This is a genomic window from Paenarthrobacter sp. OM7 (assembly GCF_029873575.1).
In the GTDB taxonomy this organism is placed as follows: Bacteria; Actinomycetota; Actinomycetes; order Actinomycetales; family Micrococcaceae; genus Arthrobacter.
Genome location: NZ_CP123579.1, coordinates 1752646 through 1765919, shown reverse-complemented (window position 1 = coordinate 1765919; position 13274 = coordinate 1752646). Strand labels below are relative to the sequence as shown.

The following is a 13274-nucleotide window of genomic DNA, read 5'->3' as shown; positions in this document are numbered from 1 at the left end:
CCTCCAGCGGAACGGGATCATCTGCGGCTGGGAAGCATGGGTCACTGCCGAGCTCACGGATGGTGTGGACGCCAGCGACGCCGGTCAAGGTCTTGATCATGAGTCCCCCCGATACCACCCGCACCCCAACGACACGGCTTGGGAAGAACCTATGTGATCGCGGACACATTTTCAAGCGTGGGTGGCATGCCGCGCGGCTGCAGCGCCGACGCTACTTAATAAGTGCTGCGGCCTGGTCCATGAGTGCCCCGGCAGCTGCTGCGCCGCCGCTTTCGGCGTTCTTTCCCGAGGCTGTGGCGGAGATGAGGACGCCGTCCTTAATGGCAGCGGCCATCAAGGTTGACTGGGTCTGGCCGTCAGGGAGGGTCATGGTGGTCTTGATGCCCAGGGTTCCGGGTACTGAACCGATGCCGTCGAACTTTTCCGTCTTCATGGTCATGGTGGTGCCGGACATGGACATTGTCATGTTCGCGCACGTGGTGATCTGGTCTTCGTTGCTCTTGACGTTGTTCTCCAGCACGTCCTTGGAGACACCTGATGCCAGGGTCACACTGGAAATGACGCCGGAAGCAGGGTCAATTTTTGCACCGCTGGCGCCGGTGGCGCCATCGATCGGCTGCGAAGCGCCGGCCATGGCCAGGTCCTTGCACTCGGCCGGCTCAATGTTCATGGAGCCCAGGAGATCCTTGAGTGGATCCTGCTGGCCAGCGAGGTCGTCGACGGAAGAAACCATCAGTTCCGTTCCATCGGCTGCCTTGATCTGCTTCACCAGGTCCGTGAGTTCCTGGGTGGTGTACTGCTTTGCCTGGGCGGGCGCAGGGGCCGGGGTCTCACTGGCCGGAGCAGATGCAGCATCCGTAGAGGTACCGGCGCCGCCACACGCGGTGAGTCCCATGACCAAAAGTCCTGACGCGGCAAAACCGCGCAGCGCATTCTTCTTCATTTGTTCCCCAAGAAAGTTCGAGTGATGGCTGGCGTGCGCCAACCGGGACAAGACTACAAGTTCCCGGACGGAGGCTAAAAAAGCACCGTGGCGAACGTGCCCACTTGCTCGAAGCCTACCCGTTCGTAGGTGGCGCGGGCCTTGGCGTTGTAGTCGTTGACGTACAGGCTGGTCACCGGGGCAAAGGTCTTTGAGAGATTCACGACGGCGGCCATGTAGCCGGCGCTCTGGCCGCGTCCCCGGAGTTCCGGATTCATCCATACACCCTGGACCTGGGTCACATCCGCCGTGACGGCACCGAGTTCAGCTTTGAAGACCACCGTGCCTCCGGCGTCAATGTGGACCAGGGAATGTCCCTGCCGGATCAGGCCGGCTACCCGCCTGCTGTAGAACTCCTGGCCTCCAAGGAAGGGAGAATAGCCAACTTCTTCCTCGAACATGGCCGCGCAGGCCGGAAGGATGCGGTCAAAATCCTCCATTGCGCCAAAGGTCAGGGCAGGATTGGCGCCGATGGCAGGCCCACCGGAGATGGTCAGGAGGGGCTGGCGGGACCGGATCTCGTGGGCGGCGTGGCCCAGTTGTTCAAAACGCGAGTAGAGGGCCAGCACGGTGTCCGCGGGGCCAAAAATTGAAGCGTAACGGCGTCCGGTTTGGTGTGCCGCCGTTGCTGCATAGCCTGCCAACGCAGGATCAAGTTGCACAGGAACGAGGTTGGCCCCGGCCCAGCAGGCACCCAGGAGCGTTTGATCGTGGAACACTCCAAAAATACTGGCACCACCGCTGGTGGGCGCAGCCGTCCCCGTGCTGTCCAAGTGGGACAGGATGAAGACATTGGCCACCACGTCTTCGCTGGCCAGCGCGCGCAGAGCCAGGGTGTCGGCTTTGCCGAGCACCCTGACTCCCAAGCCGTTCTCGTTACGAGACGCTAACCACGGGGCTACCCTTGACAGCATCTTCGCCATCGGCCTCCCCCATCTCTTCGGCGATGCGCATGGCCTCTTCGATCAGTGTCTCAACAATTTCGCTCTCAGGCACAGTCTTGATGACTTCGCCCTTCACGAAAATCTGGCCCTTGCCGTTTCCGGAGGCCACGCCGAGGTCTGCTTCACGGGCCTCACCGGGTCCGTTGACGACGCAGCCCATGACGGCGACGCGCAGGGGAATCTCCATGCCTTCCAGCCCGGCCGTTACCTGCTCCGCCAGCGTGTAAACATCAACCTGCGCACGGCCACAGGACGGGCAGGAGACGATTTCCAGCTTGCGGGGGCGCAGGTTCAGGGATTGCAGGATCTGGTTGCCCACCTTGATTTCCTCCACCGGCGGAGCCGAAAGGGAAACACGAATGGTGTCACCGATGCCGCGGGACAGAAGCGCACCGAACGCCGTTGCCGACTTGATGGTGCCCTGGAATGCCGGCCCGGCCTCGGTCACACCGAGGTGCAAGGGCCAGTCGCCCTGCTCAGCCAGCATTTCGTATGCGGCCACCATGATTACGGGGTCGTTGTGCTTGACGGAGATCTTGAAGTCGTGGAAGCCGTGTTCCTCGAACAGGGACGCCTCCCACACGGCGGACTCCACCAGGGCTTCGGGTGTCGCCTTGCCGTACTTCTTCATGATGCCCGGCTCCAGGGAACCGGCATTGACGCCGATCCGGATGGACGTGCCGTGGTCCCGGGCCGCTGCCGCGATTTCCTTGACCTGGTCATCGAACTTACGGATGTTGCCCGGGTTCACACGAACAGCCGCGCATCCGGCCTCAATGGCCGCGAAAACGTACTTGGGCTGGAAGTGGATATCGGCGATCACGGGGATCTGGGACTTGCGGGCGATGATGGGAAGCGCTTCGGCGTCGTCCGCCGAAGGACACGCAACACGCACGATGTCGCAGCCGGATGCCGTGAGTTCGGCAATCTGCTGAAGAGTGGCGTTGATATCCGTGGTGGGCGTCGTGGTCATGGACTGAACGCTGATGGGCGAATCAGAACCAACACCAACGGACCCAACCTTGATCTGCCGTGTCTTACGGCGCGGGGCAAGGACGGGGGGTGGGGCTGCTGGCATTCCCAGGCTGACCGAGGTCACGTGGACTCCTTGGATTGGGGTGGATCGTTGTGGTGGAGAACGCCCGGCTAGGACGCGTGGGCCGCCAGGACCCCGATGATGGGGGCCCATTCGGTGGTGCGGATGCCGGCAATCACGCCTGCTTCGGCAAAGGGATCCTGCTTGAGGAGGTCGTTGAGCCCGGTTTCATCTGCGGACTTGAAGATCAGGAGGGCACCGGCGCCGTCACCGTACGGGCCGCTGGCAAGGAGCTTGCCTTCCTCGGCCAGTTCGCCCAGCCAGGCACGGTGTGCGGGGCGGGCTTCGTCGCGGAGGGCACCGGAGTCGGCGACGTATACGTACTCAACAGCGAAAACAGTCATGGTGCTAGCCTATCCCGCCTGCTCCGCCGGAAATATTCATGTTCTGCCGAAAATGTTCATGGCTCAGCCGAAGATGTTGACGGGCTTCACGATGTCCGCATAGATCAGCAGGGCGCCCATGGCCATCAGCAGCGCAGCCACCACGTAGGTCAGCGGCAACAGTTTCGCAATGTCGAACGAACCCGGATCCGGTTTGCCCCTCAACCTGGCCACTTGGCGCCGTGCGCCCTCGTACAAAGCCCCTGCCACATGGCCACCATCGAGGGGAAGCAAGGGGATGAGGTTGAAGATGGCCAACGCGAAGTTCAGCCCTGCAAGCAGCCCCACCAGGGTTCCGATGCGGGCCTGCATCGGAACCTGTTCCATGGCCGCGACTTCGCCGGCCACGCGGCCAACGCCCACTACGCTGATGGGACCGTTCGGATCCCGGGGTTCCTCGCTGAAGGCTGCTTTCGCCACCCCGGCTACCCTGGCCGGCAGGTTGAAGATCACACCGGAAATTTGTTTGATGTTCTCCCCCGCCATGGGGAGAACGGCCGACGCCGGTTGGGGAACCAAGGCGCTTTGGGCGCCGATCCCGAGGAAGCCGACCTCCTGGTACTGCAGAACACCGTTGGCGTCCTGCGCCTGGCGCCCATCGGAGCCCACCACGGGACGGGACGAGAGCACAGGGGTCACGGTGGTCTCCACAGGAGAACCGTTGCGCTGCACGGTGATGGCCACATCCTTGCCTGCCGAGGCACGGATCCAGCCGGTCAGTTCGTCCCAACTCGTGACGGTCTTTCCGTCAAAGGACGTGATGGTGTCGTTCGGCTGGAGCCCCGCAGCTGCTGCCGGTGTGGGCTTGCAGTCCGCTGAATCCGGATCCACGGTTTCGCCCGCGGCGACCTGGCATTTGGAAACGTCTGCGATGGTGGTGGTCGCCTGCGCCGTGCCGAAGCCCATGACCAGGACGGCCAACAGGATCAACCCGATGATCATGTTCATGGCAGGGCCACCGAGCATGACAATGATCTTTTTCCACACGGGCAATTTGTAGAAGACGCGGTTTTCGTCCCCCGGCCCTACTTCTTCGTGCGCCATGGAGCGCGCTTCTGTGGCCAGCGTTTGAAACATCCCGGTGCTGGAAGGGCGGACAGCGCCGTCCACCTTGTTGGGTGGGTACATGCCGATCATGGAGACGTATCCGCCCAGTGGAAGGGCTTTGAATCCGTACTCCGTCTCGCCCTTCTTCCTGGACCAGAGGGTGGGGCCAAAGCCGATCATGTACTTGGTGACGCGGACTTTGAAGAGCTTCGCCGGCACCAGGTGGCCTACCTCGTGAAGCGCGATGGAAACGGCGACGCCGATGGCGACGAAGACGACTCCGAGAATGAAGAGAAGGACGGGACTCATGCCGGTGGGACTGCTTCCATAAGGGTTCTGAGCTACAGGGCGCTGCTGGCTAAACGATCAAGGGTGCGGGCGCGTGCCCACTTCTCAGCATCCAGCACGGACTCCACCGTTAGCTCGGAGGAGCCTGAATGTTCACTGAGGACGGACTCCACGGTATCCACGATGTCCGTGAAGCGGATGCGCCCGGCGTGGAAGGCCTGGACGGCTTCCTCATTGGCGGCGTTGAACACCGCCGGGAAGGTGCTGCCTTGTTTGGCGGCGTCCTTGGCCAGGTCCACGGCGGGGAATGCCACGGTGTCCAAGGGCTCGAACGTCCAACTGGTGGCCTTGGTCCAGTCGCAGGGCTTGGCAGCACGCGGGACGCGGTCCGGCCATCCCAGCCCCAGCGCGATAGGCAGGCGCATGTCCGGGGGTGACGCCTGGGCAATGATGGACCCGTCCACAAACTGGACCATGGAGTGAACCACCGACTGAGGGTGGACAACCACCTCGATCCTGTCCAGGGGAACATCGAACAACAAGTGTGCCTCAATGACTTCCAGGCCCTTGTTGACCAGGCTGGCGGAGTTGGTGGTGACCATCAGGCCCATGTCCCAGGTGGGGTGGGCCAGCGCTTCCTGCGGCGTAACCCCGTGAAGCTGATCGCGTGTGCGCCCGCGGAAGGGACCGCCGGATGCGGTCAGGATCAACTTCTCCACTTCCTGCTCGGTCCCGGACCGCAAACACTGGGCAATGGCGGAGTGCTCAGAGTCAACGGGCACTATCTGCCCCGGCCGGGCCGCGGCCTTGACCAGGGCACCACCCACGATCAGTGATTCCTTATTGGCCAGTGCCAGCGTTGCGCCGGTGCTGAGCGCGGCCAAGGTAGGTGCCAAGCCAATGGAACCGGTGATGCCATTGAGGACGACGTCACACTCGATGGCTGCGATCCGGGTGGAGGCATCCGGGCCGACGAAGATCTCCGGCGCACAATGGGGCACCCCCGCAGCCGAGGCCGCCGCGTCAATCAGTTGCCGCAAAACCGCGGGATCTCCCTGGGCTATGCCCACAGCCTGCGCTTGGGTGTGGACCGCCTGCCGGGCGATGAGTTCCAGGTTCCCTCCACCTGCGCTGAGCGCCACCACCTCAAAACGGTGCGGGGCAGCATCGACGACGTCAATCGCTTGTGTGCCGATGGAACCGGTGGACCCGAGGATGACGATCTTGCGCGGCTGCATTCTCCAAGTATCCCAGCCAGTAACGCGAGCGGCGAACGGAGCAGGGACGATACTGGGAAAACCTGCATCGCTTGACCATCCACAGCCCGCGCGTACGGTGGAAAGGTGGAGTGGCTGTCCTGGTTTGATGCGCGGGACTATGAGTTCGCCCGGCAAGTGTTGCAGCGCGGCACGGCTGCGCTGTATCTGGTTGCCTTTCTTTCCACCATGAACCAGTTCCCTGCACTCCTCGGCGAGCGCGGGCTGCTGCCGGTACCGGCGTTCCTGGACATGGCCCGCAGACTGGCCAGGCCCACCCTCTTCCGCTGGTATTACTCCGATGCGCTCCTGGGGTGGGTGTGCTGGACGGGGATCGGCGTCGCTGCCTTGCTCGTGATCGGTCTCCCCCAAACGGGCCCTCCATGGCTGCCCATGCTGGCATTTCTGATCCTGTGGTTCCTCTACATGTCGATCGTCAATGTCGGCCAGACGTTCTACGGCTTCGGCTGGGAGATCCTGCTTCTCGAGGCCGGGTTTACCGTGGCCTTCCTCGGCTCGGACCAGACTCCCCCGCCCACCACCATCCTGATCCTCATTGTGTGGCTGGTTTTCCGGCTTGAGTTCGGGGCGGGCATGATCAAGATCCGGGGCGGCCGCGAGTGGCGCGACATGACGGCTATGTTCTACCACCATGAGACACAGCCCATGCCGGGCCCGCTCAGCAGGCAAGCCCATCTCCTGCCGCGTCCGCTGCATAAAGTGGAAGTGGCGGGCAACCATTTCGCACAGCTGGTGGTGCCGTTTTTCCTCTTCGCGCCACAGCCCCTGGCCGGCATTGCGGCAGGCATCATCATCGCGACCCAGCTATGGCTGGTAGGCACCGGGAATTTTGCCTGGTTGAACTGGGCAGCGATCATCCTTGCCTTCGCGGCCGTCAGCGACCCCCTCGCCCACGCGGTCTTTCCGTTCATCCCGCTGGACTGGCACCCTGGCGCCGATACCCCGGTGTGGTGGCTCGCCGTCGTCGTGCTCGTGACTGTGGTGTTGCTGGCGTTGAGCTACCAGCCGCTCCTGAACCTCTTCTCCAGCCGGCAGCTGATGAATGCCAGCTTCAACCGTTGGCGTCTGGTCAACGCCTATGGGGCGTTCGGGACCGTCACCAAGCAGCGGATCGAGATCGTAGTTGAAGGCACACTGGCCGAGGAGCCGGACGCCGCCGATGAGCTCTGGCGTGAGTACGGCTTCAAGGGCAAGCCCGGCGAGGTGCGGCGGCTCCCGCGGCAGTGGGCGCCGTACCATCTACGCCTGGATTGGCTGATGTGGTTCCTGCCGCTGCGGACTGTCCACGAAGACTGGTTCTATGCCTTCCTGGACAAGCTGCTGGAGGCAGACAAGCCCACGTTGGGGCTGCTTCGCCATGACCCGTTCGACGGCGAACGCCCCCGTTGGGTGCGCGCACGCAGCTATCTGTACCGGTTCGCCAGCCGTGCGGAGTTCCGTGAGACCGGCGAACGCTGGGTACGGGTCTGGCTGTATGACGCCATTGGACCGGTGGGGCTAAACCCGCGACGCCGCTTTCTTTCGTGAGGCCAGGTCCACGGGGGGTGCCGTTGATTCCCGGACCACCAGGTGGGTTGCGAGTTCCACGCGCCGGGAGTCGATGTCTTCGCCCTGCATCTGGCGCAGGATGAAGTTCAACGCCGATCGCCCGATCTCCTGAAGCGGCTGGCTCACGGAAGTGAGGGGCGGCGTGGATTCTTCAGCTTGGTAGGTACCGTCGAACCCCACCAGGCTGATTTCCTCGGGAATCCGCACGTCCTGCCTACGTGCCTCGGCCAGCACCCCCATGGCGATGCTGTCGCTGCCGGCGAAGACTGCCGTGGGCGGATCCTCCAGCGCCAACAGGGACTTGAAGGCTGCGGCCCCGGTCTCGGGGCGGAACGGGCCTGCCGATACGTATTCGTGTTCCACCGTTATGCCTGCGGCCATGAGCGCGGCCATGTAACCGTGCAGCCTGGCCTGGCTGCATTCGGCGGTGGCTGGGCCGCCGATGTACGCGATCCGCCGGTGCCCCAGCTCCAGGAGGTGTGTCGCGGCGGCTTTGCCACCGGCCCAGTTGCTGGCGCCCACACTGAACAGGTCGGCCGGCGGCGGGTTGAGGGGGTCGATCACCACAATGGGAATTTGACGCCTTTGGAAGGCCTCCAAGTGGGCTGTGCCAAAGGCTGAGGTCACCACGATCATCCCGCTGCGGCCTTCATCGACCATGCGTTGGGCCCGTTCTTCCGGCCCCAGCGGAGGCGCCGCCTGGAGACCGGTCACGGACAGGATCACTTCCATGTCGGAGACGTTTGCCTGCTCCATGATCCCCTTGAGGACTTCCATGTTGTAGGCCGAATTGAGGGAATCAAAAACCGCTTCGACAGTCCGCTGCACCGGATTGCTTTTGCGCTGGAGGGGAGATTTATAGCCTGTGCGCTGCAGTGCCGCCAGCACGCGGGCCCGGGTTGCCTGGGCCACATCCCCGCGACCGTTGACCACCTTGGAGACAGTAGGCACAGAGACTCCCACCTCCTGCGCGACGGCAGAGAGGGTCAGCTTGGAGGGTCGATCGTCGGGGCTCACAGTTTTCGCTTTCGAAAAGTTTCGGTTGCAGACAGTGTGCATCGTCGTCGGCCCGCCCGTCAATATGGCTCGCGTGCCTCCGATATCTCTTGGAAATTGACCCTTGACGGTGACGTGGCTCACGGCTAAGTTAGGTGGGCACTTCCGAAAGGACCTTCGAAACATTTCGAAAAAGCTTTCAGGGTACTGGTGATCACAGGTGATCCCTCCCCCGCAGAGTGCGGCTTTGTACGAGCAGCCGGGCCATCAGCGTCGAGCCCGTAGGACGAATGGAAACAGCACATGAATAATCTGAAGTTGCGCACCGCCGGAATGGCGGTCTCGGCAGCCGTCTTGTCGATCTCGCTCGCAGCCTGCGGCTCCTCGGGCCCTGCCGGAACCGGAGTCTCCGCGGATTCGGCCACCATGTGGGGGCTCACCGGCGGTGACCAGCCGGTGTTCCAAGCCTCCGTGGACTCCTGGAACAAAACACACCCCGATTCCTCCATCAAGCTCGACTTCTTCGCCAACGATGCCTACAAGACCAAGGTGCGCACGGCCGTCGGCGCCGGCCAGGGTCCCACGTTGGTCTATGGCTGGGGAGGCGGTGTCCTGAAGTCCTACGTTGACGCTGGACAGGTGGACGACCTCACGGGATTCCTCAAGGAAAACCCGGAAGTCCAGAACCGCTACCTTCCCTCCATCCTGGAAAGCGGCGTGGTCGACGGCAAGACCTACGCCCTCCCCAACAACAAAGTGCAGCCCGTAGTTCTGTACTACAACAAGGAAGTCTTCGACAAGATCGGCGCGGAGGCACCCAAGACCTGGGACGAACTCATGGCCCTGGTCCCCAAGTTCAAGGCCGCAGGCGTGGCACCCTTCTCCTTGGGTGGGCAGTCCAAATGGCCGGACCTCATGTGGCTCGAATACCTGGTAGACCGCATCGGCGGCCCCGAAGTCTTCGCCAAGATCGCGTCCAACACGCCGAATGCCTGGTCCGACCCAGCTGTCATAGAGGCATTGACCAAGATCCAGGAACTGGTGGACGCCGGCGGCTTCATCAACGGCTTCTCCTCCATTGCCGCGGACAGCAACGCCGACCAGGCCCTGCTCTACACCGGCAAGGCCGCCATGATCCTGCAGGGCAGCTGGATCTACCAAGGCATGAAAAAGGACGCAGCGGACTTCGTCACCAGCGGCAAGCTCGGATACACCCCCTTCCCCACAGTAGAGGGCGGCAAGGGCGACCCGGCCAACGTCGTGGGCAACCCCACCAACTTCTGGTCAGTGTCCTCCAAAGCCACCGAAGAACAGAAGAAAACGGCCCTTGAGTACGTCAAGGACGGAATGTTCACCGATGAGAACGTCCAAAGCCTCATCGACTCAGGAGCCGTACCCGTGGTCACCGGTATTGAAGACAAGCTGGCGGCATCCCCTGACAAGGACTTCCTGAGCTACGTGTATGGAATGGCCAAGGATGCACCGGACTTCACCCTGTCCTGGGACCAGGCACTCAGCCCCGCGCAAGGCGATGCCATGCTGGCCAACCTGGACCAGATCTTCCTGAAGAAGATCACCCCGGAACAGTTCGCTTCCACCATGAACGCAACGATCGGAAAGTAGCCCGGTGTCGTCCACTACTGCGCACCGCCGGACCGCCCGGGCACAGCTGTCCCGACCGACCCTCGAGAAGGGTCCGTCGGGGTGGCTGGCCGCCCCGGCGCTCGCGTTCTTCATGCTGTTCGCCATCCTCCCGCTCCTGGGAGTCCTGTTCCTGAGCTTCACCCGCTGGGATGGCCTGGGCGAGATCAAGCTCGACGGCCTGTCCAGCTGGAACACCGTCCTGGCAGATCCCGTGACGGGCAACGCCTTGCTCGTCACCGCCAAGATCATGTTCTTCTCCTTCATTGTCCAGGCACCCATCAGTCTCTTGTTGGGCGTCTTCACCGCAGCAAACCAGAAGTACCGTGCCGCGTTGGCCGTCCTGTACTTCGTTCCGCTGTTGCTCTCCTCGGCCGCTGTGGCCATTGCCTTCAAGGCCCTGCTGGACCCGAACTTCGGCCTCGGCCCCGGCTTGGGTTTGCCGTTCCTGGCGCAGGACTGGCTGGGCAACTCGGATCTGGTCCTGTTCGTGGTGGTCTTCGTCATCGCGTGGCAGTTCGTTCCGTTCCACACCCTGATCTACCAAGGCGGCGTCCGACAGATCCCCGCCTCCCTCTATGAAGCCGCGCAGATCGACGGCGCCGGCCGCGTACAGCAGTTCCTCAACATCACGCTCCCCCAGCTGAAGTACACCATCATCACCTCCTCCACCCTCATGGTGGTGGGATCCCTGGCGTACTTCGACCTGGTGTTCGTGCTGACCGCGGGCGGCCCCGGCTATTCAACCAGGCTGTTGCCGCTGCACATGTACCTCACTGGCTTCAAAGCGAACGACATGGGCGCAGCGAGCGCGCTGGGAGTGATCCTGGTGGTCATCGGACTGGCCCTGGCACTGTTCCTTCAACGACTCGGCGGCAAGAACCGCAACGCCAGCCAATTGGAAGGTGCGTAATGGCTTCCACCACACAACTCCCCACAGCACCGGCAACGCTGCCCGAACCGGCGGCCGACCGCCGTCGTCCGCAGAAAATGGGCCGCTCGCGGCCCAACTTCCTCGGAGGACTGGGGGGCTGGCTCTGGCTCGCGGTCATTATTGTGCCTGTGTACTACGTGGTGATCACCAGCTTGAAGAACCAAGCAGGCTTCTTCACCTCCAATCCGCTGATGCCCCCGGCGGAACCAACGCTGGATAACTACAAGCTGGTCGTGGAGAACGAGTTCGCCAAGTACTTCACCAACAGCCTGATCGTAACGGTGGGCAGCGTGGTTCCAGCCCTCTTTGTCTCCTTCATGGCGGCGTACGCCATTGTGCGCGGCAAGGGGAAGTTCCTGAGTTGGACCAACAACGTGTTCCTCCTGGGCCTGGCCATTCCCCTGCATGCCACGATCATCCCGATCTACTGGATGATCACCAAAGCCCACATGTACGACACTTTGCTGGCACTCATCCTGCCCTCGATTGCCTTTGCCATCCCCATTTCCGTGCTGATTCTCTCCAACTTCATGAGGGACGTGCCCAACGAACTTTTTGAGTCGATGCGGCTGGACGGCTGCTCCGACTGGGCCATGATGTGGCGCCTGGCATTGCCGATGACCAAGCCCGCTGTCATCACGGTTGGCATCTACAACGCACTGCATGTATGGAACGGATTCCTGTTCCCGCTGATCTTGACCCAAAGCCCGGACACCCGCGTTCTGCCGTTATCGCTCTGGACCTTCCAAGGTGAGTTCAGCGTCAACATTCCTGCGGTGCTCGCCTCGGTTGTCCTGGCTACGCTCCCACTGCTGGTGATTTACGTCGTTGCACGGCGCCAATTGCTCAGTGGCCTGACCGCCGGCTTCAGCAAATAACTGGCTGCTGCCAGGAGAAAGGGACCACACATGACACAGCCACAGCCCTTGCGGGTAGGCATGGTGGGCTACTCATTCATGGGAGCCGCCCACTCCCACGCCTGGCGGACCGCGCCGCGCTTCTTCGACTTGCCGCTGAGACCTGAATTGGCTGCCGTGGCCGGCCGCAACGAAGCCGGTGTCCGGGCAGCAGCCAGCAAATTTGGTTGGGACTCAACCGAAACTGACTGGCGTCGCCTGATAGAGCGCGAAGACATCGACCTCATCGATATCTGCACGCCTGGCAATACCCACGCGGAGATCGCCATCGCCGCTCTTGAAACGGGAAAGCATGTCCTCTGCGAGAAGCCGTTGGCCAATTCAGTGGAGGAAGCGGAGAAGATGACGGCAGTGGCCCAGGCGGCAGCCGGCCGTGGGGTTCTCTCCATGTGCGGCTTCAGCTACCGCCGCACGCCTGCCCTGGCGCTGGCCAAGCGGATGGTGGACGATGGCCGGCTGGGCAGCATCCGCCACGTCCGCGCACAGTATCTGCAGGACTGGCTCAGCGACGCCGACGCGCCGCTGACCTGGCGGATGGACAAGTCCAAATCCGGCTCCGGATCACTGGGCGACATCGGGGCGCACAGCATTGACGCCGCGCAATGGATCACCGGCCTGAACATCAGCGGCGTCTCGGCCTTGCTGGAGACATTCGTCAAGGAACGCCCGGTGGGCGGAGACTTTGTGGGGCTTGGTGGCCACAGCGGCGCAGATGGTCCTCGAGGACCGGTAACGGTGGACGACGCGGCACTGTTCACCGCCCGCTTCGAGGCCACCCACGACGACGGCGCTGACGCCAGCTCACGCTTCAACGGCAATTCCGGCCCCATCGGCATCTTCGAAGCTACCCGGTTTGCCTTGGGCCGCAAGAACGCCATGCGCCTGGAGCTGAACGGCACCAAGGGGTCTCTGGCCTTCGATTTCGAGGACATGAACTCGCTCCAGTTCTACGATGCCGCCTTGGAACCTGACGCGGGCTTCCGAAAAATCATGGTCACCGAGCCTTCCCACCCTTATGTGGGCAACTGGTGGCCCACCGGCCATGGACTGGGGTACGAGCACGGCTTCACGCATCAGGTGGTGGACCTCGTGACCGCCATCGGCGCAGGCGAGCAGCCGTCGCCGTCGTTCGCTGACGCTTTGCAGGTCCAAAAGGTTCTGGCCGCCGTCGAGGCGAGCGCGGACAACTCAAGCCGCTGGCAGAAAGTCTGAAAGGAAAAC

The 13274-nt window shown here is 62.7% G+C and carries 12 protein-coding genes; 5 read left to right on the top strand and 7 right to left on the bottom strand.

Annotated features, from left to right (window positions below):
- Positions 1-211: 211 nt before the first annotated feature.
- The 6 genes from QEH68_RS08120 to dxr form a co-directional block, all read right to left on the bottom strand.
- Positions 212-943, bottom strand: a complete 732-nt coding sequence (locus QEH68_RS08120; protein ID WP_280627636.1) for a hypothetical protein — start codon at positions 941-943, stop codon at positions 212-214.
- Between the two features lie 74 nt (positions 944-1017).
- Entirely contained in the window at positions 1018-1896 is an 879-nt protein-coding gene (locus tag QEH68_RS08115; RefSeq protein ID WP_207597519.1) for a DUF4081 domain-containing GNAT family N-acetyltransferase, read from the bottom strand.
- Complete coding sequence (gene ispG, locus QEH68_RS08110; protein ID WP_024820317.1) at positions 1859-3025, bottom strand: flavodoxin-dependent (E)-4-hydroxy-3-methylbut-2-enyl-diphosphate synthase; 1167 nt, start codon at positions 3023-3025, stop codon at positions 1859-1861. The genes QEH68_RS08115 and ispG overlap by 38 nt, the downstream gene beginning before the upstream one ends.
- A gap of 47 nt (positions 3026-3072) precedes the next feature.
- Positions 3073-3366: a YciI family protein gene (locus tag QEH68_RS08105; RefSeq protein ID WP_207596995.1), complete on the bottom strand. Its 294-nt coding sequence runs from the start codon at positions 3364-3366 to the stop codon at positions 3073-3075.
- Positions 3367-3429: 63 nt separating this feature from the next.
- Positions 3430-4761: a site-2 protease family protein gene (locus tag QEH68_RS08100; protein WP_207596994.1), complete on the bottom strand. Its 1332-nt coding sequence runs from the start codon at positions 4759-4761 to the stop codon at positions 3430-3432.
- 32 nt (positions 4762-4793) lie between these two features.
- Positions 4794-5978 carry a 1-deoxy-D-xylulose-5-phosphate reductoisomerase gene (dxr, locus tag QEH68_RS08095; RefSeq protein WP_207596993.1) on the bottom strand — a complete coding sequence of 395 codons (1185 nt, stop codon included), beginning with the start codon at positions 5976-5978 and terminating at the stop codon, positions 4794-4796.
- Positions 5979-6083: 105 nt separating this feature from the next.
- On the opposite strand from dxr, the gene QEH68_RS08090 reads away from it, so the two are divergent.
- Positions 6084-7544, top strand: coding sequence for a lipase maturation factor family protein (locus tag QEH68_RS08090; RefSeq protein WP_280627635.1), 1461 nt, complete (start codon positions 6084-6086; stop codon positions 7542-7544).
- On the opposite strand, the gene QEH68_RS08085 is transcribed toward QEH68_RS08090, so the two are convergent.
- On the bottom strand, positions 7515-8582 hold the full coding sequence (locus tag QEH68_RS08085) for a LacI family DNA-binding transcriptional regulator (RefSeq protein ID WP_280627634.1): 1068 nt from the start codon (positions 8580-8582) through the stop codon (positions 7515-7517). The two genes, QEH68_RS08090 and QEH68_RS08085, sit on opposite strands and share 30 nt — an antisense overlap.
- Before the next feature lie 282 nt (positions 8583-8864).
- Between QEH68_RS08085 and QEH68_RS08080 the strand changes: the two genes are divergently transcribed.
- The 4 genes from QEH68_RS08080 (at position 8865) to QEH68_RS08065 (ending at position 13265) form a co-directional block, all read left to right on the top strand.
- Entirely contained in the window at positions 8865-10184 is a 1320-nt protein-coding gene (locus QEH68_RS08080) for an extracellular solute-binding protein (RefSeq protein WP_280627633.1), read from the top strand.
- 112 nt (positions 10185-10296) lie between these two features.
- Positions 10297-11115, top strand: coding sequence for a sugar ABC transporter permease (locus tag QEH68_RS08075; RefSeq protein ID WP_242703621.1), 819 nt, complete (start codon positions 10297-10299; stop codon positions 11113-11115).
- Complete coding sequence (locus QEH68_RS08070) at positions 11115-12014, top strand: carbohydrate ABC transporter permease (RefSeq protein WP_207596988.1); 900 nt, start codon at positions 11115-11117, stop codon at positions 12012-12014. Before QEH68_RS08075 ends, QEH68_RS08070 begins: the two co-directional genes overlap by 1 nt.
- 30 nt (positions 12015-12044) lie before the next feature.
- Positions 12045-13265, top strand: a complete 1221-nt coding sequence (locus QEH68_RS08065; RefSeq protein WP_280627632.1) for a Gfo/Idh/MocA family oxidoreductase — start codon at positions 12045-12047, stop codon at positions 13263-13265.
- The last annotated feature ends 9 nt before the right edge of the window (positions 13266-13274 follow it).

What these genes read in the sequence shown, in the direction of transcription:
- QEH68_RS08070 (WP_207596988.1), top strand. Translation starts at nt 11,115, where the DNA reads ATGGCTTCCACCACACAACTCCCCACAGCACCGGCAACGCTGCCCGAA.
- QEH68_RS08065 (WP_280627632.1), top strand. Translation starts at nt 12,045, where the DNA reads ATGACACAGCCACAGCCCTTGCGGGTAGGCATGGTGGGCTACTCATTC.
- QEH68_RS08115 (WP_207597519.1), bottom strand. Translation starts at nt 1,896, where the DNA reads ATGCTGTCAAGGGTAGCCCCGTGGTTAGCGTCTCGTAACGAGAACGGC.
- QEH68_RS08075 (WP_242703621.1), top strand. Translation starts at nt 10,297, where the DNA reads ATGCTGTTCGCCATCCTCCCGCTCCTGGGAGTCCTGTTCCTGAGCTTC.
- QEH68_RS08080 (WP_280627633.1), top strand. Translation starts at nt 8,865, where the DNA reads ATGAATAATCTGAAGTTGCGCACCGCCGGAATGGCGGTCTCGGCAGCC.
- QEH68_RS08105 (WP_207596995.1), bottom strand. Translation starts at nt 3,366, where the DNA reads ATGACTGTTTTCGCTGTTGAGTACGTATACGTCGCCGACTCCGGTGCC.
- QEH68_RS08120 (WP_280627636.1), bottom strand. Translation starts at nt 943, where the DNA reads ATGAAGAAGAATGCGCTGCGCGGTTTTGCCGCGTCAGGACTTTTGGTC.
- QEH68_RS08100 (WP_207596994.1), bottom strand. Translation starts at nt 4,761, where the DNA reads ATGAGTCCCGTCCTTCTCTTCATTCTCGGAGTCGTCTTCGTCGCCATC.
- dxr (WP_207596993.1), bottom strand. Translation starts at nt 5,978, where the DNA reads ATGCAGCCGCGCAAGATCGTCATCCTCGGGTCCACCGGTTCCATCGGC.